Source organism: Pseudomonas benzenivorans (assembly GCF_033547155.1).
GTDB lineage: Bacteria > Pseudomonadota > Gammaproteobacteria > Pseudomonadales > Pseudomonadaceae > Aquipseudomonas > Aquipseudomonas benzenivorans_B.
Window position 1 is genome coordinate 1702662 of record NZ_CP137892.1, and the last position, 21377, is coordinate 1724038.

Below are 21377 nucleotides of genomic sequence, written 5' to 3' on the forward strand. Positions count from 1 at the left end.
TGTGCCGCAAGGCCCTGTGCCATGGCATGCTCGAGCCCACTGCTTTGGAGAATGAAGAGCATGAGCAACTGGTTGGTAGACAAACTGATCCCATCGATCATGCGTTCCGAGGTCAAGAAGAGTTCGGTGCCCGAGGGGCTCTGGCACAAGTGCCCCTCCTGCGAGGCGGTGCTCTACAAGCCCGAGTTGGAGAAGACCCTGGATGTCTGCCCCAAGTGCAACCACCACATGCGTATCGATGCGCGCGCCCGTCTGGATATCTTCCTCGATGCCGAGGGGCGCGAGGAGATCGGGGCCGATCTGGAGCCGGTCGATCGCCTGAAGTTCCGCGACAGCAAGAAGTACAAGGATCGCCTGGTGTCGGCGCAGAAGCAGACCGGCGAGAAGGATGCGTTGATCGCCATGCGCGGTACCCTGGAGAAAATGCCGGTGGTGACCTGCGCCTTCGAGTTTTCCTTCATGGGGGGCTCCATGGGCGCAATCGTCGGTGAGCGCTTCGTGCGCGCGGCCAACGTAGCCCTGGAGCAGCGTTGCCCGTTGATCTGTTTCTCCGCCTCCGGTGGCGCGCGCATGCAGGAGGCGCTGATCTCTCTGATGCAGATGGCCAAGACCTCGGCGGCGCTGGCGCGTCTGCGCGAAGAGGGTATTCCGTTCATCTCGGTGCTGACCGACCCGGTCTATGGTGGCGTGTCCGCCAGTCTGGCGATGCTCGGCGACGTGATAGTCGCCGAGCCGCGGGCCCTGATCGGCTTCGCCGGCCCGCGGGTGATCGAGCAGACGGTGCGCGAAAAGTTGCCCGAAGGCTTCCAGCGCAGCGAGTTCCTCCTCGAACACGGTGCGATCGACATGATCATCCCGCGTGCGGAGTTGCGCCCGCGTCTGGCCAAGCTGCTCGCACAGCTGATGCGTCTGCCGTCCCCAGCTGCGCTGCCGGTCACTGCATGATCGAGCGCTCCCTGGCCGATTGGCTGGCTTATCTGGAGCGACTGCACCCCTCGGCTATCGATATGGGGCTGGAGCGCTCCAGGGCGGTAGCTGAGCGCTTGGGTCTGGGCAAGCCGGCGCCTCTGGTGATCACCGTCACCGGCACCAATGGCAAGGGCTCGACCTGCGCCTTCCTGGCCGCCCTGCTGCAAGACCAGGGACGGCGGGTCGGGGTGTACAGCTCGCCGCACTTGCTGCGCTACAACGAGCGGGTGCAGATCGCCGGTAGCGAGGCCAGCGATGCCTCGCTCTGTGAGGCCTTTACCGCTGTCGAGGCAGCGCGAGGCGAAATTTCCCTGACCTATTTCGAGATGGGCACGCTGGCGGCTTTCTGGTTGTTTCAGCGTGCGCAACTGGATGCCGTGGTGCTGGAAGTGGGGCTGGGCGGGCGGCTGGATGCGGTCAATCTGATCGATGCCGACCTGGCCCTGGTCACCAGTATCGGCCTGGATCATGCCGAGTGGCTGGGAGACACCCGCGAGTCGGTCGCTTTCGAAAAAGCCGGAATCTTTCGCGCGGGTACGCCGGCCTTGTGCGGCGACCCGCAGCCGCCGCAGCCCTTGCTGGATCAGGCGGCGCTATTGGCTGCGCCGCTGTATCTGCGCGGGCGCGACTACGACCTTGGTGTCGATGCCCGCTGCTGGTCCTGGGGCGGGGTGGACGCTCAGGGCAAAGAGCTGCGCTTGGAGCGGCTGCCGCTGCTCGATCTGCCGATGGAGAATGCCGCCTTGGCGCTGCAGGCCTTTGCCTTGCTTGGGCTGCCCTGGCAGGCTGAGCGGATCGCTGCTGCCTTGACGCAGACCCGGGTTACCGGTCGCCTGGATCGCCGGGCTGTGAATTGGCGGGGCAAGCCACTCACGTTGCTGCTGGATGTTGGGCATAATCCCCATGCCGCCGGGTACCTGGCGCAACGGCTGGCGGCCAGGCCGGCGACTGGCGAGCGTCTGGCGGTGTTCGGGCTGCTGGCCGATAAGGATCTGGCTGGGGTGGTCGCGCCGCTGTTGGGCGAGATTGCGCATTGGGCCGTGACTTCGCTGCCGACCGCTCGCAGCCGTCCGGTCGCCGAGTTGGAAGCGCACCTGCACAATTGCGCGGCGCGGGTGAGCGCATATGCCGATGTGCAATCGGCATTGCTGGCACAGTGTGAGCGGGCGTCGGCAGGGGATGAAATTCTGCTGTTCGGATCTTTTTATTGCGTGGCCGAGGCCCTGGACTGGTTGGCCCGGCATGCCACGGGGGATGTGCAGGATGGCTTTGCTGGATAAAGGGCTGAAGCAGCGGATGGTGGGGGCCCTGGTGCTGCTGGCGCTGGCGGTGATCTTCCTGCCGATGTTGCTGTCGCGTCAGGACGAGTTGCGTCAGGTGGTGGTCGAGGCGCCGGCCATGCCGGAGGCGCCAGCCATGCCGCAGATCGAGATGCAGCCGGTCACGGTGCCGGAGCCCCAGGTTCTGCCGGAAGAGCCGGTGCCCGAGCAGCCGGATGCGCAGGATGCGGTCGACCCGGTGCAGCCTGTTCCTGTCCCGGCCCCCGTCGTCGAGCCTGAAGCAGTGGCGGCGGCCCCCGCGCAGCCCGCGGCTGTACCACCGGCTCCCGCCAGTCGTCTGGATGTCAACAGCTTGCCGATCAGTTGGTCCGTGCAACTGGCCAGCCTGTCCAGCCGCAGCGGGGCCGAGAACCTGCAGAAGACCCTGCGCAGTCAGGGCTACAACGCCTATATCCGCAGTGTGGACGGCATGAACCGAGTGTTCGTCGGTCCGTTGATCGAGCGCGCCGAGGCCGACCGCCTGCGCGATCAGCTCAAGCGTCAGCACAAACTCAACGGCTTCGTCGTGCGCTTTCAGCCGGAGCGCAGTTGATCCGCGGCTTACCCGAAGGCATGGGCTCTGCTAAAATGCAGCGCCTTTTGCGTCGGTAGCTGAATCGTGGCATTTACCTGGGTCGATTGGGCGATTATCGCCATCATCGCCGTATCGAGTCTGATCAGTCTGAGCCGTGGCTTCGTCAAGGAAGCCCTGTCGTTGCTCACCTGGATCGTTGCCGGCGTCGTTGCCTGGATGTTCGGCGGCGCCTTGTCGCAACACCTCACAGAATTCATCGAAACCCCGTCGGCGCGCGTGATCGCCGCCTGCGCCTTCCTCTTTGTCGTCACCTTGATGGTGGGGGCGTTGGTCAATTACCTGGTCGGCGAGCTGATCCGGGTCACCGGTCTGTCCGGCACCGACCGTTTTCTCGGCATGGTGTTCGGTGCCGCCCGGGGCGGGCTGTTGGTCGTGGTGCTGGTCGGCCTGCTCAGCCTGGCGCCGGTGCAACAGGATCCTTGGTGGCAGCAGTCGACGCTGTTGCCGCACTTTCTAATGGTTGCGGACTGGTCGAAGAACCTCATCCTCGGGGTGTCCAGCGAGTGGCTGGCTAGCGGCGTCGACGCATCGGCGCCGCTGCCGTTCAAAGAGGGTCTCTTGCAGCCTAAACTGCCGTAAGAGCCTTCAGAATCTGCGTGTTTCACTAAGTAGGGGTTGCGTCACATGTGTGGCATTGTCGGTATCGTCGGTAAATCGAACGTCAATCAGGCGCTGTATGATGGGCTTACCGTTCTGCAGCACCGCGGCCAGGATGCTGCCGGTATCGTCACCAGCCATGATGGACGGCTGTTCCTGCGCAAGGATAACGGCCTGGTGCGCGATGTGTTCCAGCAGCGCCACATGCAGCGTCTGGTCGGCCACATGGGCATCGGGCATGTGCGCTACCCGACCGCCGGCAGCTCCAGCTCCGCCGAGGCGCAGCCGTTCTACGTCAACTCGCCTTATGGCATCACCCTGGCGCACAACGGCAACCTGACCAACGTCGAGCAGCTGGCCAAGGAGATCTACGAGTCCGACCTGCGTCACGTCAACACCAACTCCGACTCGGAAGTGCTGCTCAACGTGTTCGCCCACGAACTGGCCCTGCGCGGCCAGCTGCAGCCGACCGAGGAAGACGTGTTCGCCGCGGTCAGCGATGTGCACAAGCGCTGCCGCGGCGGTTACGCGGTGGTGGCGATGATCACCGGTTACGGCATCGTCGGCTTCCGCGACCCTAACGGCATTCGGCCGATCGTCTTCGGTCAGCGCCACACCGACGAGGGCGTGGAGTACATGATCGCCTCGGAAAGCGTGTCGCTGGACGTGCTCGGCTTCACCCTGATCCGTGACTTGGCACCCGGTGAGGCGGTGTACATCACCGAGGACGGCAAGCTGTTCACCCGCCAATGTGCGGAGAACCCGCGCTACTCGCCGTGCATCTTCGAGCATGTCTACCTGGCGCGTCCGGATTCGATCATGGACGGCGTCTCGGTGTACAAGGCGCGCCTGCGCATGGGCGAGAAGCTGGCCGAGAAGATTCAGCGCGAGCGGCCCGATCACGACATCGACGTGGTCATTCCGATTCCCGATACCAGCCGCACCGCGGCGCTGGAGCTGGCCAATCACCTGGGAGTGAAGTTCCGCGAGGGCTTCGTCAAGAACCGTTACATCGGTCGTACCTTCATCATGCCCGGCCAGGCGGCGCGCAAGAAGTCCGTGCGGCAGAAGCTCAATGCCATCGAGCTGGAGTTCCGCGGCAAGAACGTGATGCTGGTGGATGACTCCATCGTGCGGGGTACCACCTGCAAGCAGATCATTCAGATGGCCCGCGAGGCCGGGGCGAAGAACGTCTATTTCTGTTCGGCGGCGCCGGCGGTGCGCTACCCCAACGTCTACGGCATCGACATGCCCAGCGCCCACGAGCTGATCGCCCACAACCGCAGCACCGAGCAGGTCGCCGAGCTGATCGGTGCCGATTGGCTGGTGTACCAGGACCTCAACGATCTGATCGATGCGGTCGGTGGCGGTAAGGTCAAGATCGAGCACTTCGACTGTGCGGTATTCGATGGCCAGTACGTCACCGGGGATGTCGACGAGGCCTACCTGGACAAGATCGAGCAGGCGCGCAACGATGCCACCAAGGCCAAGTCCCAGGCGGTCAGTGCGATCATCGACCTGTACAACAACTAAAGAGCGGCACGCCGGGCGAAGCTGCGGCGGCAGAACCGAGGTGAGGGGCATGACGCAAGATTGGGATGCCGGACGGCTGGACAGCGACCTGGACGGAGTCGGCTTCGATACCCTGGCGGTACGCGCGGGTCAGCGCCGGACCCCGGAAGGCGAGCACAGCGAGGCGCTGTTCCCCACCTCCAGCTACGTGTTCCGCACCGCGGCCGATGCGGCCGCGCGCTTTGCCGGTGAGGTGCCCGGCAACGTCTATTCCCGCTACACCAATCCCACGGTGCGAGCCTTCGAGGAGCGCATCGCCGCACTGGAGGGCGCTGAACAGGCGGTCGCCACGGCCTCCGGCATGTCGGCGATCCTGGCCATCGTCATGAGCCTGTGCAGTGGCGGCGATCACGTGCTGGTCTCGCGTAGCGTGTTCGGCTCGACCATCAGTCTGTTCGAGAAGTACCTCAAGCGTTTCGGCATCGAAGTCGATTATGTCGCCTTGTCCGACCTGGATGCGTGGCAGGCGGCCTGTCGCCCCACTACCAAGCTGCTGTTCGTCGAGTCGCCCTCCAATCCTCTGGCCGAGCTGGTCGATATCGCCGCGTTGGCGCAGATCGCCCATGATCGAGGCGCGCTGCTGGCGGTGGACAACTGCTTCTGTACCCCGGCGCTGCAGCAGCCGCTGAAGCTGGGGGCGGACGTGGTGATGCACTCGGCGACCAAGTACATCGACGGCCAGGGCCGTGGCATGGGCGGCGTGGTGGCCGGCAAGGCGGAGCTGATGAAGGAAATCGTCGGCTTCCTGCGCACGGCCGGGCCGACCCTCAGTCCGTTCAACGCCTGGATCTTCCTCAAAGGCCTGGAAACCTTGCGTGTACGCATGCAGGCGCACTGCGCCAGCACCCTGCAACTGGCCGAGTGGCTCGAGCAGCAGGCAGGAGTGGAGCGCGTCTACTATGCAGGCCTGCCCAGTCATCCCCAGCATGAGCTGGCCCGGCGGCAGCAGAGCGCCTTCGGCGCCGTGGTCAGCTTCGAGGTGGCGGGGGGCAAGGAGGCGGCCTGGCGCTTCATCGACGCGACGCGGGTGATCTCCATCACCACCAACCTGGGCGATACCAAGACCACCATCGCCCACCCGGCCACTACCTCCCATGGGCGGCTGTCGCCGGCCGAGCGGGCCAATGCCGGCATCCGCGACAACCTGATCCGCGTGGCGGTGGGGCTGGAAGACCTGGCCGACCTCAAGGCCGACCTGGCCCGAGGGTTGGCCGCACTCTGAGTCGGCGACGTCCAGTCTTTATCCGAGTATGTGGCCGGTGCCTACCGGCCAACGAAAAAGGCCTCGATGGAATATCGAGGCCTTTTTCGTCGTGGCACCAGTCTATTCGCGCAGGTCGACCGCCGGCGCCGTGGCGCGGTCGAACAGCTGGACCGGGTCGCGGGGGAGTTCGCCGGGCTGGTAGTCGTCGCGGATATCCCGGAGCACGCGGATATCGCCGTACTTCTTCCCGGAGAGGGCCGCGAGGCCGGCGGCGTCGCGGATCACGCTGGGGCGCAGGAACACCATCAGATTGCGCTTGATGTGGGTGTCCTTGTTGGAGCGGAACAGACGGCCGAGGAAGGGAATGTCGCCCAACAGCGGTACCTTGGAGTCGGTTTGGGTGACGTCGTCCTGGATCAGGCCGCCGAGCACGATGACCTGGCCGTCTTCGGCGAGGATGGTGCTCTTGATCGAGCGCTTGTTGGTGATCAGGTCGACGGCATTGACCCCTTGGGTGGTCGGCGCGATGGAGGAAATCTCCTGCTCGATCTCCAGACGCAGGCTGGCCCCCTCGTTGATATGCGGCGTCACCCTGAGGGTGACACCGATGTCCTTGCGCTCGATGGTGGTGAAGGGGTTGTCGGCACCGGAGGCGCTGGTGGTGAAGGAGCCGGTCTGGAACGGCACGTTCTGTCCGACCAGGATCTCCGCCTCCTGGTTGTCCAGGGTCAGCAGGCTGGGGGTCGACAGCAGGTTGCTCTTGGTATTGGCCGACAGGGCGGTGACCAGTACGCCGAAGCGGTCGCTGCCCAGGCCGACGATCGCGCCATTGGGGAGGTTGTTGAGAATCGGATTGTCGACGTTGTTCTTCTGATCCTGAATGGCCTGCAGCACGGTGCCTATCGACAGACCGGTGTTGCCGAAGTTGACTCCGCCGAGGCCGCCCTTGTCGCCGCGACCATCCAGCGCCCACTGCACGCCCAGGGCATCGCTGATGTCGCCGGAAATTTCGACGATGGCGGCTTCCACCATCACCTGGGCGCGGGGCACGTCGAGTTGGCGGACGATATCCTCCAGCGTCGCCACCAGGTCCGGTTCGGCCAGCAGCACCAGGGCGTTGAGGCTCTCGTCGGCGCGGATCAGGGTGTTCTGCGGCTTGCCGGTGGTTTCGCCGCCTTCCTGGTTCTTCAGGCCTTCGGAGATGTCGCCGAGGGTCTCGGCCAGGGCCTTGGCGTCGTTGTGTCGTAGGCGTATGACTCGGGTATTGGCCGAACGGCTGGTGGGGGTGTCCAGTGATTGGGCCAGGGCCACCAGTTTGGCGCGTGCTGCCGGTGGGCCGAGGAGGATCAGGCGGTTGGTGCGCGCGTCGGCGATCACCTGGGTGCCGGAGGCGCCCTTGGCCTGGCCGCGCTCCAGGGCGCTGTTGAGCACTTCGGCGGCGTCCATCACCCAGGCGTGTTGCAGATTGAGCACGCTGTAGTCGCGTTCGCCTTTCTGGTCGAGCTGGCGCAGCAGATCCTCGATGCGGGCGATATTGGCGCTGCGGTCGCTGATGATGATGGCGTTGGCCGAAGTCACCGCGGCCAGGTGGCCGTATTGCGGTACCAGCGGGCGCAGCAGGGGGATGAGTTCGGTGGCCGAGCCGTGTTGTACCTGGATCAGGCGGGTCTCCAGGCGGTCGGGGGCGACACGGCCGAGTCCCGCTTCGGCCTTGGCTTCGGCGTTAGGCACGATGCGTGCCTGCTCGCCCTGGGTGATGACGCTGAAGCCGTGGGTGGCCATCACCGAGAGGAACAGCTGGTAGACCTCGCTGAGATTCAATGGAGTGCTCGACACGACGCTGACCTGGCCCTTCACCCGCGGGTCGACGACGAAGGTTTGCCCGGTGATCTGTGCGACCTGATCGATGAATTCGCGAATATCCGCGCCTTTCAGGTTGATGGTCCAACTTTCTTCCTGCTGCCCGGCCGAGGGTTGCACCGTGCTGTTGGCAGCGCTGAGCGGCAGCGGGCCGAATGCCAGCCCGGCGGCTAACAGTGCGAAGGTGAGGCGCGAGAGGATCGGGGACATCGGTTCAGTGGCCTTCTGTGGTCTGATCGGTAGGTTCGGCGTCCGGCGGCAAGGTACCTGCCGCTTCCATTTGCTCGCGCAGTGCATCCATGCGCTCGCGTAACTGTTCGAGGTTGCCGGCCTCCAGCTCGTCCAGTTGATCGAGGTTGTCCGGCGCCGCGTCATATTGCACGGGGCTCAGGTTATCGCCGCCGGATTGGCTATGGGGGAAGGCCAGGCTTTCCCGGCGACCGTTGCGCAGCAGTTCCACATGGTCGGCATAGACCGCATGCAGACGCACGCCGTTGGCTACTTCGCTGTCTATGCCGTAGCGCTGGGCTTCGCTGCCTTCCTGGCGAATGATGGCGCTGGAGCGCTGCGGGTCGCTGTGCACGAAGCTTCCCAGCAGCGTCAGGCGCAGGCTGGTGGCGGGTGGCGGCGCATCGCCGTCCAGGGTGCTGCTGCCAAAGAGCAGCTCCAGGCCTTGGGTGAGGGGGGTAGGGGCGTTGCGGGGGGCGTCGAAGGCGTCGATGCCGGGCGGTGTGCGCAACAGTCGAAGCCAGTCCGCGGTTTGCCAGGCCAGGCTGATGCTCATGGCCAAGACGATGGCAATGCCGGCCAGAGTCGTGGCGTGTCGATCGATCCAGCGTCGAGTAGCCGTAAGGGGCAAGGGCATCACTCCATGAATGTTCTTGTTCTGGGGTGCGTGTCGCGCACCGATGATAGACAGTTCGCAGGTGTTTGACAGTCCCCCGTCAGGGTGGTGTATCCCATTGCTGCGATGTGCTAAAGATAGCTTAATGTGTCCGCACTACAGCGGGAACTCACTACCATTAACCGACGGAACCGCGGCTGCATAATGGTCAGGAACGACCATGATACGTGCGTCACGTTACCGCCTAAGGTTCGTCCAGGATGAACGCTTTGCTCAATGACGCGCCACTGCGCCGTTTGCCGTTCAGCTTTGCCAAGCGTCACGGCGTGGTGTTGTTGGCGGAGGTCGATCCGCCTTGCCTGGCTCATCGACCGGGCGTCGAGTTGGTGGCACTGGCTGAGGCGCAGCGCTTCATCGGTCGTCAGCTGGCCTTGCGGGCGCTGTCTGCCGAGGCCTTCGAACAGGCCCTGGGCAAGGCCTATCAGCACGACTCGGCCTCCATGCAATTGGCCGAAGATATCGGCGGCAGTCTGGATCTGGCGGCGCTGGCCGAGCAGGTGCCGGAGACCGAGGACCTGCTGGAACAGGAAGACGATGCACCGATCATTCGCCTGATCAACGCCATCCTCGGCGAGGCGATCAAGGAAAACGCCTCGGATATTCATCTGGAAACCTTCGAGAGGCGCCTAGTGGTGCGCTTTCGCGTCGACGGTGTGCTTCGCGAAGTTCTCGAGCCCAAACGCGAGCTGGCTGCGCTGCTGGTTTCGCGAATCAAGGTCATGGCGCGTCTGGACATCGCCGAGAAGCGCGTACCCCAGGACGGGCGGATTTCCCTGAAGGTCGGCGGGCGCGAGGTGGACATTCGCGTCTCGACCCTGCCCTCGGCCAACGGTGAGCGCGTGGTCCTGCGGCTGCTGGACAAGCAGGCCGGACGCCTGACCCTGAAGCATCTGGGGATGAGCGCCCGGGACCGTCAACTGATGGAGGAGACCGTGCGCAAGCCGCACGGCATCCTGCTGGTCACCGGCCCCACCGGCTCGGGCAAGACCACCACGCTGTATGCCAGCCTGGTCAGTCTCAACGACCGCACGCGCAATATCCTCACGGTGGAAGACCCGATCGAATACAACCTCGAGGGCATCGGCCAGACCCAGGTCAACACCAAGGTCGACATGACCTTCGCCCGCGGTCTGCGGGCCATTCTGCGTCAGGACCCGGACGTGGTGATGGTCGGCGAGATCCGTGACAAGGAGACCGCGGAGATCGCCGTGCAGGCCTCGCTGACCGGGCACCTGGTGCTGTCGACCCTGCATACCAACAGTGCGGTCGGTGCCATCACCCGCCTGGTGGACATGGGGGTCGAACCCTTCCTGTTGTCCTCGTCGCTGCTCGGGGTGCTGGCCCAGCGCCTGGTGCGCGTGCTTTGTCCGCACTGCAAGGAGGCCTATCAGGCCGACGCCGCCGAATGCGCCAAGCTCGGCGTGGTGCCGGAGCAGGCGCCGACCCTGTATCACGCCCGTGGCTGCAGCGCCTGCCATCAGCAAGGCTACCGCGGTCGCACCGGAATCTACGAGCTGGTGGTGTTCGACGATCATCTGCGCACCCTGATCCATAACGTCGCTTCCGAGCAGGACATGCTTCGCCATGCGCGCACCTTGGGCCCGAGCATCCGCGAGGATGGCCGGCGCAAGGTGCTGGAAGGGCTGACCAGCTTGGAAGAGGTACTGCGCGTGACCCTGGAAGAGTAATGGCCGCCTTCGAGTATCTTGCCCTCGACCTTAAAGGCCGTCAGCAGAAGGGCGTGCTGGAGGCCGATAGCGCCCGGCAGGTACGCCAGTTGCTGCGTGAGCGCCAGCTGGCCCCTCTGGAGGTGACCGCCACGCGCACCCGCGAACAGGCCGGCAGCGGGCTTTTCAGTTTCTCTCGTGGCCTTTCGGCGCGCGATCTGGCCCTGTTGACCCGTCAGTTGGCCACCCTGATCCAGGCGGCGCTGCCGGTCGAGGAGGCGCTGCGTGCCGCCGCGGCCCAGGCTAGCGCGCCGCGCGTCCAGGGCATGTTGTTGGCGGTGCGCGCCAGGGTGCTGGAGGGGCACGGTCTGGCCGAGAGCCTTAAGGAGTTTCCTGCCGCCTTTCCCGAGCTGTACCGCGCCACGGTGGCGGCGGGCGAACATGCCGGTCACCTCGGGCCGGTGTTGGAGCAGTTGGCCGACTACACCGAGCAGCGCCAGCAGTCGCGGCAGAAAATCCAGCTGGCGCTGCTCTATCCGTTGATCCTGATGTGCGCTTCGCTGCTGATCGTCGGCTTCCTGCTCGGCTACGTGGTGCCGGACGTGGTGCGGGTATTCGTCGACTCCGGGCAGACCCTGCCGGCCCTGACCCGCGGTCTGATCGCCCTGAGCGACTGGGTCAAGGCCTGGGCCTGGCTGGTGCTGATCCTGATGGCGCTGGGTTTCCTGGTTCTGCGTTGGGCGTTGCGCGACGAGGCGGTGAAGTTGCGCTGGCATGCCATGCTGCTGCACGTGCCGCTGTTCGGGCGGCTGATTCGCGCCACCGATTGTGCCCGTTTCGCCTCGACCCTGGCGATTCTCACCCGCAGCGGCGTGCCCTTGGTGGAGGCGCTGGCGATCGGCGCCGAAGTGATCGCCAACCGGGTGATTCGTGCCCAGGTGGTGGTGGCAGCGCAGAAGGTTCGCGAGGGCGGCAGCCTGACCCGCGCGCTGGAGGCCAGCGGGCAGTTTCCGCCGATGATGTTGCATATGATCGCCAGCGGCGAGCGCTCCGGCGAGCTGGATCAGATGCTCGCGCGCACGGCGCGCAACCAGGAAAGCGATCTGAGCGCCCAGGTGGCCCTGCTGGTCGGCCTGTTCGAGCCGTTTATGTTGGTTTTCATGGGGGCGGTGGTGCTGGTCATAGTCCTGGCCATCCTGTTGCCCATTCTGTCTCTCAATCAATTGGTGGGGTAAGCAGGTGGATAAGCGTCAGGCAGGTTTCACGCTGATCGAAATCATGGTGGTGGTGGTGATCCTCGGGATCCTCGCGGCCCTGGTGGTGCCGCAGGTCATGAGTCGGCCGGATCAGGCCAAGGTGACCGCGGCGCAGAACGATATCCGTGCCATAGGTGCCGCCCTGGACATGTACAAGCTGGACAACCACAGCTACCCGAGTACCCAGCAGGGTCTCGAAGCCTTGGTGCAGAAGCCTTCCGGTAATCCGCCGGCGAAGAACTGGAATCGCGAAGGCTACCTCAAGCGCCTGCCGGTCGACCCCTGGGGCAATGTTTATCAGTACCTGGCACCCGGCACCAAGGGCGCCTTCGACCTCTACTCCCTCGGCCGCGACGGCAAGCAGGGCGGCAGCGACCTGGATGCCGATATCGGCAACTGGGACCTCTGATGGGGCGCCACTGAGCCATGCCGACAGCTCGCGCCGCCCTAACCCCTCACTGTGCCGGGCGCGGCGCGGTGCGCGGGTTCACCCTGGTCGAGTTGCTGGTGGTGCTGGTGATCCTCGGCGTGCTGATTGGTCTGGCCGTGCTCGGCACCGGCGTCGCCGGCCCCGCGCGGGAGCTGCACGCCGAGGCCGAGCGCCTGGCCGGCCTGATCGGCGTACTGGCCGAGGAGGCCGTGCTGGACAGTCGTGAGTACGGCCTGCACTTGACGGCCGGTGCCTATCAGGTGCTGAGTTACGATCCGGTCCAGCGTCATTGGCGGCCGTTGCAGGGCAAGCCGCATGACCTGCCGTCCTGGGCCGAGCTCAGTGTCGAGCTGGAGGGCGAGCCACTGCAGCTGCCCGCAGCGGCCGGCGAACAGGGCCGTAAGACGAGCTTGACCCCGCAGTTGTTGATTCTCTCCAGCGGCGAGCTCAGCCCCTTCCGCCTGCAGCTGCGCGAGCGGCGTCGGGACGGTTTGCGCTTGTGGCTGTCGAGCGATGGCTTTCAATTGCCCCGGGTCGTGCAGGATGCTGCAAAGGGGCGTTCCGGATGAGGCGTGCTGCAGGTTTTACCCTGCTCGAGGTGTTGGTCGCCCTGGCCATCTTCGCCCTGGTCGCGGCCAGCGTGCTCAGCGCCAGTAGCCGCAGTTTGCAGACGGTTGCCCGGCTGGAGGACAAGACTCTGGCAATGTGGATCGCCGACAACCGCCTGAGCGAGTTGCAGTTGACCGAGGCGCCGGTCGGGGATGGCCGGGCTGAGGGCGAGTTGACGTACGCCGGGCGTCGCTGGCAGTGGCAGAGCGAGGTCCAGCAGACCAGCGAGCCGGAAATGCGCCGGGTCACCCTGTGGGTGGCGCCGCTTGCGCAGCGGCGGGCTGGCGGTGATCTGCGTGAGCGGGCGCTGGTCAGCCTCAGCGGTTTCCTCGGGGCGTCGCGATGAGGCGAGTGCGGGGCTTCACGCTGCTGGAGTTGCTGATTGCCATCGCGATCTTCGCCCTGCTCGGTCTCGCCACCTATCGCATGCTCGACAGCGTGCTGCGTACCGACAGCGCCACCCGCGAGCACGAACTGCAATTGCGCGAACTGGTGCGTGCCATGGCGGCGTTCGAGCGCGATCTATTGCAGGTCATCGCACGACCGGTGCGCGATCCCTTCGGCGATCCGCGTCCGGCCTTGCTCGGTGAGGAGCAGGGGGGCGCAGTGGTGGAGCTGAGCCGGGCCGGCTGGCGCAACCCCCTGGGGCGCACGCGGGCAGGGGTGCAGCGGGTGCGTTGGCAGTTGAGCGGCGAGCAGTGGCAGAGACGCTACTGGAACGTGCTGGACCAGGCTCAGGACAGTCAGCCGCAGATCCAGCAAGCACTCCAGGGCGTGACGCGGTTGCGGCTGCGCTACCTGGATGGCGCCGGCACCTGGCGCGACAGCTGGCCGCCCCAGGATGGTCGTAGCGAGGAGGTGCTCACCTTGTTGCCGCAGGCGGTCGAACTGATTCTCGAACATCGCCGCTATGGCGAGTTGCGTCGCCTGCTGCGCCTGCCGGACGCGCCGCCGCAGCGCCAGACCCCGCCAGCAGGGGGCGAAGAGGGCGCAGAGGGGAGCGGCGTGCTCGAACCGCAGAAGGAGCCGGCATCATGAAGAAGCAGCGTGGTGTGGCGCTGATCACCGTGCTGCTAGTGGTGGCGGTGGTGACGGTGGTGTGTGCGAGTCTGATCGCTCGCCAGCAGCTGGCCATTCGCAGCAGCGCCAATCAGCTGCACGTGCGCCAGGCCTGGCACTATGCCCTGGGTGGCGAGACCCTGGCCAAGGCACTGCTGCGCCGCGACCTGCAGCAGGGTAACCCGCGGGCACCGGTGGATCATCTCGGCGAGTCCTGGGCTCAGCCCATGGCCCCCTTCGCCTTGGACGAGGGGGGGGAACTGCTGGTGAGCATCGTCGACCCGACCGGCCGCTTCAATCTCAATGGGCTGCTGCGCAAGGGGCAGGCCAACGAGGCGGTTCTGGCACAGTTTCGCCGCCTGCTGCGTAACCTGCAGATCGACAAGCCCTATGCCGAGCGACTGGTGGATTGGCTGGACGGCGACCAGGAGCCGAGCGGCGGCTATGGCGCCGAGGACAATCAGTATCTTCTGGCGCAACCGGCCTATCGTGCGGCCAACAGGACCTTGAGCGATGTCTCGGAACTGCGTCTGCTCCTGGAGATGACCGAGGCCGACTACCAGCGTCTGTTGCCTTTCGTCACGGCCTTGCCGGCAGATGCCACGTTGAACGTCAATACCGCCAGTGCCCCGGTGCTGGCGAGTCTGGCCGAAGGCTTGCCGCTCGCCACCGCCGAGGCCCTGGTGGCAGCTCGAGGCAGCCAGGGCTACCCCGATGTGGCCAGCTTTACCGCCCGGCTGCCGGGTTTGCAGGTGCAGAGCCAGGGTCTGGCAGTCGGCAGTCAATACTTTCAGGTAATCAGTGAGGTCAGCGTGGGTGATCGCCGTCAGGTGCTGCGCAGCACCGTGCAGCGCGCCAGCGATGGCCGCGTCTATGTCCTAGCCCGTGATCTGGGGCAGGGTGGTGCATCGCCCGCGCCCGTCGAGGAGGTCGAACCATGAGTCAGACCTGTGTGTTTTTGCCGCCGGCGGCCTGTGCCGAGGTCGACGCCGAACTGTTGGTGCAGCGGGTTCATGGGGAGCGCCGCGAGCCGATGCCGTTCTCCCGGGCGGTGGCCGCGAAGGACGAATCCTGGACTCTGGTGCTGCCGGTCGAGGCGGTGACCGCCTGCGCGGTACAGCTGCCGACCCAGAAGGCTCGCTGGCTGCGCCAGGCCCTGGCGTTTGCGGTCGAGGAACTGCTGGCCGAGGATGTCGAGCAGTTTCACCTGGCCTTGGGCGAGCCGCTGGCCGATGGACGTCATCGGGTGTTCGCGGTGCGCCGCAGCTGGTTGGCGAGCTGGCTGGCGCTGTGCGAGACGCCGCCCCAGGCGATTGCCGTGGATGCGGATCTGCTGCCCCGTGAAGGCACGCAATTGCTGTCGCTGGGTGCGCGCTGCCTGGTCGGCGGAGTCGAGGTGGCCCGCCTGGCGCTGAGCGCCGAGGAGTGGCCGGCGCTGGCACCCCTGTGTCCGCGTCCGCACATCGTCTATCGCACGCCCCATCAGGCAGAGCTGGAGCCGGCGGACCAGTGCCCGGAGGTGGCCGACCCCCATGTCTGGTTGGCGCAGCAGGCAGTCGTCAGCAACCTGGCCCAGGGCGAGTTTGCCCCAGTCGGCGCGGGTGGGCGCTGGCGGCGTTGGTGGCCGCTGGTGGGGTTGGTCGGCCTGTGGCTGGTGTTGCAATGGGGCTTCAATCTGGCCCAGGGCTGGCACCTGCAGAGCCAGGCCGATGCCTATGCCGAGGCCAGTGAGGCGCTGTATCGCGAACTGTTTCCGGACGACCGCAAGCTGGTCGATCTGCGGGCGCAACTGGACCAGCACCTGGCCGAGGGCGGTGTCAGCGGCCAGGGCCGGATGCTCGGCCTGTTGGCCCAGGTGCACCGGGCGATGACGGCCGAGGGGGCGCGGGTCGAGGTCGAGCAGCTGGACTTCAGTGATGGTCGCGGCGATCTGGCGCTGCAGGTCCTGGCCCCAGGCTTCAGCGATTTGGAGCGGTTGCGTGAGCGTTTGCTGGAAGCCGGTCTGGTCGTCCAGTTGGGTTCGGCCAGCCGTGAAGGCCAAGGGGTAAGCGCCCGTCTGGTGATAGAGGGATGAACATGAGCAGTCTGAGTGAGCTGAAGGCCCCATTTTCCGCACGACTGCAGGGCAGTGTCTTGGGGCAGCGCTGGCAAGCCTTGGCGCCGCGTGAGCGCCTGGCCTTGGTGCTACTGGCCTTGTTCCTGTTGCTGGTGTTGCTCTACCTGTCGCTCTGGCGCCCGGTTCAGCTGGGCCTGGTGACGGCCCGCGAGGCCTATGAGCAGCAGCGTGCCCTGCATGCCTATATGCAGGCCCAGGCGCCGCTGGCGCGCAGTCTGGCGAGTACGCCGCAGAGCAGCCTCGACCCGGCGCGGCTGCAAGGTGTGGTCACGGCCAGTGCGACCGAGCAGGGGTTGACGGTCGAGCGTTTGGACAGCGCCGGCGACGGCTCCCTGGAGGTCAGCCTGCAGGCGGCACCCTTCGCTCAGTTATTGCGCTGGTTCGTTGTGCTGGAGCGGCAAGGGGTGCGCATCGCCGAGGCCGGCCTGGATCGACGCGAGGACAATCTGGTGGCGGCGCGTCTGAGCTTGCGGGTGGCGTTTTGATTCTTGCGATGGTCGCTTGTTGTCCTGCAGGCGCGTGTTTTTCCGTTTTTTAAGAAAAACTTTAGACAGGGCCTTGACTTAGCTCAGGCCCTTGCGTAAATTTCGCGCCTCGCAACGAGATGGGTGATTAGCTCAGCCGGGAGAGCATCTGCCTTACAAGCAGAGGGTCGGCGGTTCGATCCCGTCATCACCCACCACTCTTTGTGAAAACGGGCGTCAAGCCCGGCCGACGCGCAGCGGTAGTTCAGTCGGTTAGAATACCGGCCTGTCACGCCGGGGGTCGCGGGTTCGAGTCCCGTCCGCTGCGCCATATTTTCCATATCGGGCTTGCCTGATATGAGGCGAAAGAGCCATAGAGCTGTTCCGCCAGACGAAGCAAGAGTTCCACGGACGCAAGTCCAACCGACACGCAGCGGTAGTTCAGTCGGTTAGAATACCGGCCTGTCACGCCGGGGGTCGCGGGTTCGAGTCCCGTCCGCTGCGCCATACACGAAACCCTCAGGTAGCAATGCCTAAGGGTTTTTTGTTGCCTGCTCAATTCTGTCATCTTTCGGTCATTGGTTTTTCATAGGCTGCCTGACAGGCCTCGATGGTTCTCGAGGCCCTGCCTTATCTGCCTGTGAGGAACGCCCGATGGAAGACTACCAAGAAGAGCTGCTCGAGCTGCGGGCCGGCGAGCAGGAGGTCGAAGAGCTGGCGGAGGACGCCACCGAGCTCTGATTGCACTCAGGCCACTGGCGCGTAGCTGGGGTCAGTCGCCTCTGCGCTGGCTGCGGCGGAATTCGCCCGGGGTCTGCTGGGTCCAGCGCTTGAATGCCCGCTGGAAGGCTTCGGCAGAGGCGAAGCCGAGCAGGTAGGCGATCTCGCCGAAGGCCAGTTCGGTATCGCGGATATAGGCCATGGCCAGGTCGCGGCGAGTGTCGTTGAGTATGGCGCGAAACTGCGTGCCCTCTTCGGCCAGTCTGCGCCTAAGGGTCCAGCTGGGCAGTTGCAGGCGTGCGGCGATCTCCTGCAGGTCAGGCTCGCGACCATGCAGCAGCGGCCCCAGCAGCTGGCCGATGCGCTCGCGCAGGCTGCGGGTGCGGGTCAGCTGTTCCAGTTCTGCTTCGCAAATGTCTACCAGCTGGCGCCAGGTGCTCGGGCAGTGCTCGGGGTTGCGCAGATTCAGTGCGGCCTGGTCCAGGCGCAGTCGGTTGTGCGCCGCGGCGAACTCCACCGGGCTGTCGAAGCTTTCTGCGTATTGCTCGCTATAGCTGGGTGTCGGGAACTCGATCTGTACCTTCTCCACGGGCAGCGGCTGCCTGGCCAGGTTGCCCAGTTGCTGGACCCAGCCGCTCAGTACCGAGTCGACGACGAAGCGGTTGTAGGCGTTGTACGGGCTGATCGAATAGAAGCACAGCCAGGCGCCCTGGGCATCTTCATGGAGGCTGGAGTGGCCTCGGTAGTTGAAGGCGTACAGTGGTTCGAAGCGGGTTAGCGTGCGCGCCGATTCGCGCACGGTCGGGGCCTGGGCGGCGGTGACGCCGGCCAGGCCGGCCTGGCTCAGGCGGCTCAGTCGTCCCATCTGCAGGCCTAGGCCGGGCTCGCCGGTCAGCTGGATCGCCGCATGCCCCAGGCGCATGTAGCGGGGGATGGACAGGCGTGCGCGGGGCTCGGCCAGTCGTGCCGCGTCGAGGCCATAGCTCTCCAGCAATGGATGCGGATCCTGCCCGTGACTGCGCACGGCTGCGGCCAGGCTGTGGACGAAACCGACCGAAAGGTCGCCGAGCCTGACCCGGGGAGGCTTGGTGATCATACGGATTCGCTCCTGGTGGGAATGTGCGGCCATTTCGCCGGGCGTCGACCCGCCAAGCCTAGGGCAGTGCCGGCGGCTTGCCAAGCCATGATGTTAGTTTTAATCAGTGAGCTGTAACTTTGGGTCATTGAAGCTCTCGGGGTGGCTCTTTATCGTCTAGCCCATACCGACCGTGGCCCGGCTGAGGCTGCGGCGCTCCGTGAACTGCAATGCCTCGAAGTGGAGAACTCCATGACCGCTCACTACCCGAACCTGCTCGCGCCCCTGGACCTGGGCTTCACTACCCTGAAGAACCGCGCCCTGATGGGCTCGATGCACACCGGCCTGGAAGAGAAGCCCAACGGCTTCGAGCGCATGGCCGCCTACTTCGCCGAGCGTGCCCGCGGCGGCGTCGGCCTGATGGTCACCGGCGGTTTCGGACCGAACGAGGAGGGCGGTGTCTATGCCGGTGCGGCCAAGCTGAGCACCGCCGAGGAGGCGGACAAGCACAGGGTCGTCACCCAGGCCGTGCATGAGGCGGGCGGCAAGATCTGCCTGCAGATCCTGCATGCCGGGCGCTACGCCTACAGCCCGAAATCCGTGGCGCCCAGCGCCATCCAGGCGCCGATCAACCCGTTCAAGCCCAGGGAGCTGGACGAGGAGGGCATCGAGAAGCAGATCCAGGATTTCGTCACCTGCGCCAGCCTGGCCCGTGAGGCCGGCTACGACGGCGTCGAGGTCATGGGCTCGGAGGGGTACTTCATCAACCAATTCCTGGTTGCCCATACCAACCAGCGTACCGACCGCTGGGGGGGCAGCTACGAGAACCGCATGCGCCTGCCGGTGGAGATCGTCCGCCGCGTGCGCGAGGCGGTCGGCCCGAACTTCATCATCATCTATCGCCTGTCGATGCTCGACCTGGTCGAAGGTGGCAGCACCTGGGAGGAGATCGTCGTGCTGGCCAAGGCCATCGAGGCGGCCGGTGCGACCCTGATCAACACCGGCATCGGCTGGCACGAGGCCCGTATCCCGACAATCGCCACCAAGGTGCCGCGTGCGGCCTTCACCAAGGTCACGGCCAAGCTGCGTGGCGAGGTCAAGATTCCGTTGATCACCACCAACCGTATCAACACCCCGGAAGTGGCCGAGCAGGTGCTGGCCGAGGGGGACGCCGACATGGTTTCCATGGCTCGTCCCTTCCTGGCCGACCCGGATTTCGTCAACAAGGCGGCGGCCGGTCGCAGCGACGAGATCAACACCTGCATCGGCTGCAACCAGGCCTGCCTGGACCACACCTTCGGCGGCAAGCTGACCAGCTGCCTGGTCAACCCGCGCGCCTGTCATGAGACCGAGCTGAACTATATCCCGACCGCTGCCGTGAAGAAGATCGCCGTGGTCGGGGCCGGCCCGGCCGGCCTGGCCGCCGCCACCGTGGCCGCCGAGCGGGGCCACAGCGTGACCCTGTTCGATGCAGCCGGCGAAATCGGTGGTCAGTTCAACGTGGCCAAGCGCGTGCCGGGCAAGGAGGAGTTCTTCGAGACCCTGCGTTACTTCAAGCGCAAGCTGGAGACCAGCGGCGTCGACCTGCGCCTGAACACCCGCGTCAGTGCCGATGAGCTGGCCCAGGGCGGCTTCGACGAGATCATCCTGGCCACCGGCATTGCCCCGCGTACCCCGGAGATTCCCGGTATCGACCATCCCAAGGTGATGAGTTACCTGGATGCCATCCTCGAGCGCAAGCCGGTCGGCCAGTCCGTTGCGGTGATCGGTGCCGGCGGCATCGGTTTCGACGTGTCCGAGTTCATCACTCATCAGGGCGAGGCCAGCAGCCTGAGCCGCGAGGCGTTCTGGAAGGAGTGGGGCATCGACGCCGGACTCGAGGCGCGCGGCGGCGTGGCCGGGATCAAGGCCGAACCCCATGCCCCGGCGCGCCAGGTGTTCCTGCTGCAGCGCAAGAAGTCCAAGGTCGGCGACGGTCTGGGCAAGACCACCGGCTGGATCCATCGCACCGGCCTGAAGAACAAGCGGGTGCAGATGCTCAACAGCGTCGAGTACCTGAGTGTCGACGATGCCGGTCTGCACATTCGTGTCGCCGGCGGCGAGCCGCAGATCCTGCCGGTGGACACGGTGATCGTTTGCGCCGGCCAGGACCCGCTGCGCGAGCTGCATGAGGGGCTGGTCGCCGCGGGGCAGAGCGTGCACCTGATCGGCGGCGCCGACGTGGCCGCGGAGCTGGATGCCAAGCGGGCGATCAACCAGGGCTCGCGCCTCGCCGCCGAGCTGTAAGCAACCGACGCCCCGCCCTGCGCGGGGCGTTCGTTATGCGGCCTAGGACAATCAAGAAGAGTTGCCATGCCCCTCAATGTTCACCTGCAGCCGGCCGCGGCTGACACGCTGCAGCGCTGGCACCGGTTGCTGGCCGAGCGGCGCCTGAGTCAGCTGCCCGAGCTGTTGCACCCGCAGGCGGTGTTCCGCTCGCCTATGGCGTTCAAGCCCTACGCCGGTGTGGCGCTGGTCACGCTGATTCTCAACACCGTCAGTCAGCTGTTCGTCGACTTCGTTTATCACCGCGAGCTGGTCAGTGCCGACGGCCTCAGCGTAGTGCTGGAGTTTTCCGCCAGGGTCGGCGACCGCGAGCTCAAGGGGATAGACCTGATTCGCTTCGACGAGCAGGGCAGGATCGTCGAGTTCGAAGTGATGATTCGGCCGATGAGCGGTCTGCAGGCGCTGGGCGAGGAGATGGCCCGGCGCTTGGCCCCTTATCTCTCCGCCCAGGGTTCCTGAGCCCGGCGCACCAAGTCCGTCACAGTTTCGCCCTGCTGCCGCTCTGTTGCGCAGTGATGGCAGGGTGACTGCCAACCCAGTCACATTGCTGGCGTTGCTTTTTCCCCTAGACTTTCCAGAGTAGCGAGGTGGCGTCCCGAGCTGCAGCGCTTGGCCTGCGGGCCAGGAACTTCACCC

At 65.5% G+C, this 21377-nt stretch carries 20 protein-coding genes and 3 tRNA genes; 20 read left to right on the forward strand and 3 right to left on the reverse strand.

The annotated features are described in order from the left end of the window. Window positions 1-60: 60 nt before the first annotated feature. The 6 genes from accD (at window position 61) to SBP02_RS07950 (ending at window position 6274) form a co-directional block, all read left to right on the forward strand. Window positions 61-945 carry an acetyl-CoA carboxylase, carboxyltransferase subunit beta gene (accD, locus tag SBP02_RS07925; protein WP_318645842.1) on the forward strand — a complete coding sequence of 295 codons (885 nt, stop codon included), beginning with the start codon at window positions 61-63 and terminating at the stop codon, window positions 943-945. Beyond that, window positions 942-2249, forward strand: coding sequence for a bifunctional tetrahydrofolate synthase/dihydrofolate synthase (gene folC / locus SBP02_RS07930; protein ID WP_318645843.1), 1308 nt, complete (start codon window positions 942-944; stop codon window positions 2247-2249). Before accD ends, folC begins: the two co-directional genes overlap by 4 nt. Further along, window positions 2233-2841: an SPOR domain-containing protein gene (locus SBP02_RS07935; protein WP_318645844.1), complete on the forward strand. Its 609-nt coding sequence runs from the start codon at window positions 2233-2235 to the stop codon at window positions 2839-2841. Before folC ends, SBP02_RS07935 begins: the two co-directional genes overlap by 17 nt. A 66-nt stretch (window positions 2842-2907) precedes the next feature. Then, window positions 2908-3462, forward strand: a complete 555-nt coding sequence (locus SBP02_RS07940; RefSeq protein ID WP_318645845.1) for a CvpA family protein — start codon at window positions 2908-2910, stop codon at window positions 3460-3462. A gap of 45 nt (window positions 3463-3507) precedes the next feature. Further along, window positions 3508-5013, forward strand: a complete 1506-nt coding sequence (gene purF / locus SBP02_RS07945; protein WP_318645846.1) for an amidophosphoribosyltransferase — start codon at window positions 3508-3510, stop codon at window positions 5011-5013. A gap of 49 nt (window positions 5014-5062) precedes the next feature. Then, complete coding sequence (locus SBP02_RS07950; protein WP_318645847.1) at window positions 5063-6274, forward strand: O-succinylhomoserine sulfhydrylase; 1212 nt, start codon at window positions 5063-5065, stop codon at window positions 6272-6274. 102 nt (window positions 6275-6376) lie between these two features. Here SBP02_RS07950 and gspD read toward each other — a convergent pair whose 3' ends face one another. Together gspD and SBP02_RS07960 are read right to left on the reverse strand one after the other, a co-directional pair. Further along, window positions 6377-8326, reverse strand: a complete 1950-nt coding sequence (gene gspD, locus SBP02_RS07955; RefSeq protein ID WP_318645848.1) for a type II secretion system secretin GspD — start codon at window positions 8324-8326, stop codon at window positions 6377-6379. Window positions 8327-8330: 4 nt separating this feature from the next. Continuing rightward, window positions 8331-8981 (reverse strand): type II secretion system protein N, encoded by a 651-nt coding sequence (locus SBP02_RS07960; RefSeq protein ID WP_318645849.1) that lies wholly within the window; start codon window positions 8979-8981, stop codon window positions 8331-8333. 239 nt (window positions 8982-9220) lie between these two features. Between SBP02_RS07960 and gspE the strand changes: the two genes are divergently transcribed. From gspE to SBP02_RS08020, 12 genes are all read left to right on the forward strand, one after another. Beyond that, window positions 9221-10708 carry a type II secretion system ATPase GspE gene (gene gspE / locus SBP02_RS07965; protein ID WP_318645850.1) on the forward strand — a complete coding sequence of 496 codons (1488 nt, stop codon included), beginning with the start codon at window positions 9221-9223 and terminating at the stop codon, window positions 10706-10708. Continuing rightward, the gene (gene xcpS, locus SBP02_RS07970; protein ID WP_318645851.1) at window positions 10708-11922 is read left to right on the forward strand and encodes a GspF family T2SS innner membrane protein variant XcpS; all 1215 of its coding nucleotides are present in this window, start codon (window positions 10708-10710) and stop codon (window positions 11920-11922) included. Before gspE ends, xcpS begins: the two co-directional genes overlap by 1 nt. After that, window positions 11906-12352: a type II secretion system major pseudopilin GspG gene (gene gspG / locus SBP02_RS07975; protein WP_318646317.1), complete on the forward strand. Its 447-nt coding sequence runs from the start codon at window positions 11906-11908 to the stop codon at window positions 12350-12352. Before xcpS ends, gspG begins: the two co-directional genes overlap by 17 nt. A gap of 17 nt (window positions 12353-12369) precedes the next feature. Further along, on the forward strand, window positions 12370-12942 hold the full coding sequence (gene gspH, locus SBP02_RS07980; protein ID WP_318645852.1) for a type II secretion system minor pseudopilin GspH: 573 nt from the start codon (window positions 12370-12372) through the stop codon (window positions 12940-12942). Then, window positions 12939-13328: a type II secretion system minor pseudopilin GspI gene (gspI, locus tag SBP02_RS07985; protein ID WP_318645853.1), complete on the forward strand. Its 390-nt coding sequence runs from the start codon at window positions 12939-12941 to the stop codon at window positions 13326-13328. The genes gspH and gspI overlap by 4 nt, the downstream gene beginning before the upstream one ends. Beyond that, the gene (gene gspJ / locus SBP02_RS07990; RefSeq protein WP_318645854.1) at window positions 13325-14020 is read left to right on the forward strand and encodes a type II secretion system minor pseudopilin GspJ; all 696 of its coding nucleotides are present in this window, start codon (window positions 13325-13327) and stop codon (window positions 14018-14020) included. Before gspI ends, gspJ begins: the two co-directional genes overlap by 4 nt. Next, a complete protein-coding gene (gspK, locus tag SBP02_RS07995; RefSeq protein WP_318645855.1) occupies window positions 14017-14982 on the forward strand; it encodes a type II secretion system minor pseudopilin GspK in 966 nt (321 codons plus the stop codon). Before gspJ ends, gspK begins: the two co-directional genes overlap by 4 nt. After that, complete coding sequence (gene gspL, locus SBP02_RS08000; protein ID WP_318645856.1) at window positions 14979-16115, forward strand: type II secretion system protein GspL; 1137 nt, start codon at window positions 14979-14981, stop codon at window positions 16113-16115. Before gspK ends, gspL begins: the two co-directional genes overlap by 4 nt. A 2-nt stretch (window positions 16116-16117) precedes the next feature. Next, a complete protein-coding gene (locus SBP02_RS08005) occupies window positions 16118-16642 on the forward strand; it encodes a type II secretion system protein M (RefSeq protein WP_318645858.1) in 525 nt (174 codons plus the stop codon). A gap of 121 nt (window positions 16643-16763) precedes the next feature. Further along, a tRNA-Val gene (locus SBP02_RS08010) sits at window positions 16764-16839 on the forward strand. Window positions 16840-16875: 36 nt separating this feature from the next. After that, a tRNA-Asp gene (locus SBP02_RS08015) sits at window positions 16876-16952 on the forward strand. A gap of 99 nt (window positions 16953-17051) precedes the next feature. Next, window positions 17052-17128: transfer RNA gene (locus SBP02_RS08020), tRNA-Asp, on the forward strand. Between the two features lie 265 nt (window positions 17129-17393). On the opposite strand, the gene SBP02_RS08025 is transcribed toward SBP02_RS08020, so the two are convergent. Then, window positions 17394-18437, reverse strand: a complete 1044-nt coding sequence (locus SBP02_RS08025) for an AraC family transcriptional regulator (protein ID WP_318645859.1) — start codon at window positions 18435-18437, stop codon at window positions 17394-17396. A gap of 231 nt (window positions 18438-18668) precedes the next feature. Between SBP02_RS08025 and SBP02_RS08030 the strand changes: the two genes are divergently transcribed. Both SBP02_RS08030 and SBP02_RS08035 read left to right on the forward strand, forming a co-directional pair. Further along, complete coding sequence (locus tag SBP02_RS08030) at window positions 18669-20702, forward strand: NADPH-dependent 2,4-dienoyl-CoA reductase (protein ID WP_318645860.1); 2034 nt, start codon at window positions 18669-18671, stop codon at window positions 20700-20702. Window positions 20703-20768: 66 nt separating this feature from the next. Further along, entirely contained in the window at window positions 20769-21200 is a 432-nt protein-coding gene (locus SBP02_RS08035) for a nuclear transport factor 2 family protein (RefSeq protein WP_318645861.1), read from the forward strand. Window positions 21201-21377: the final 177 nt, after the last annotated feature.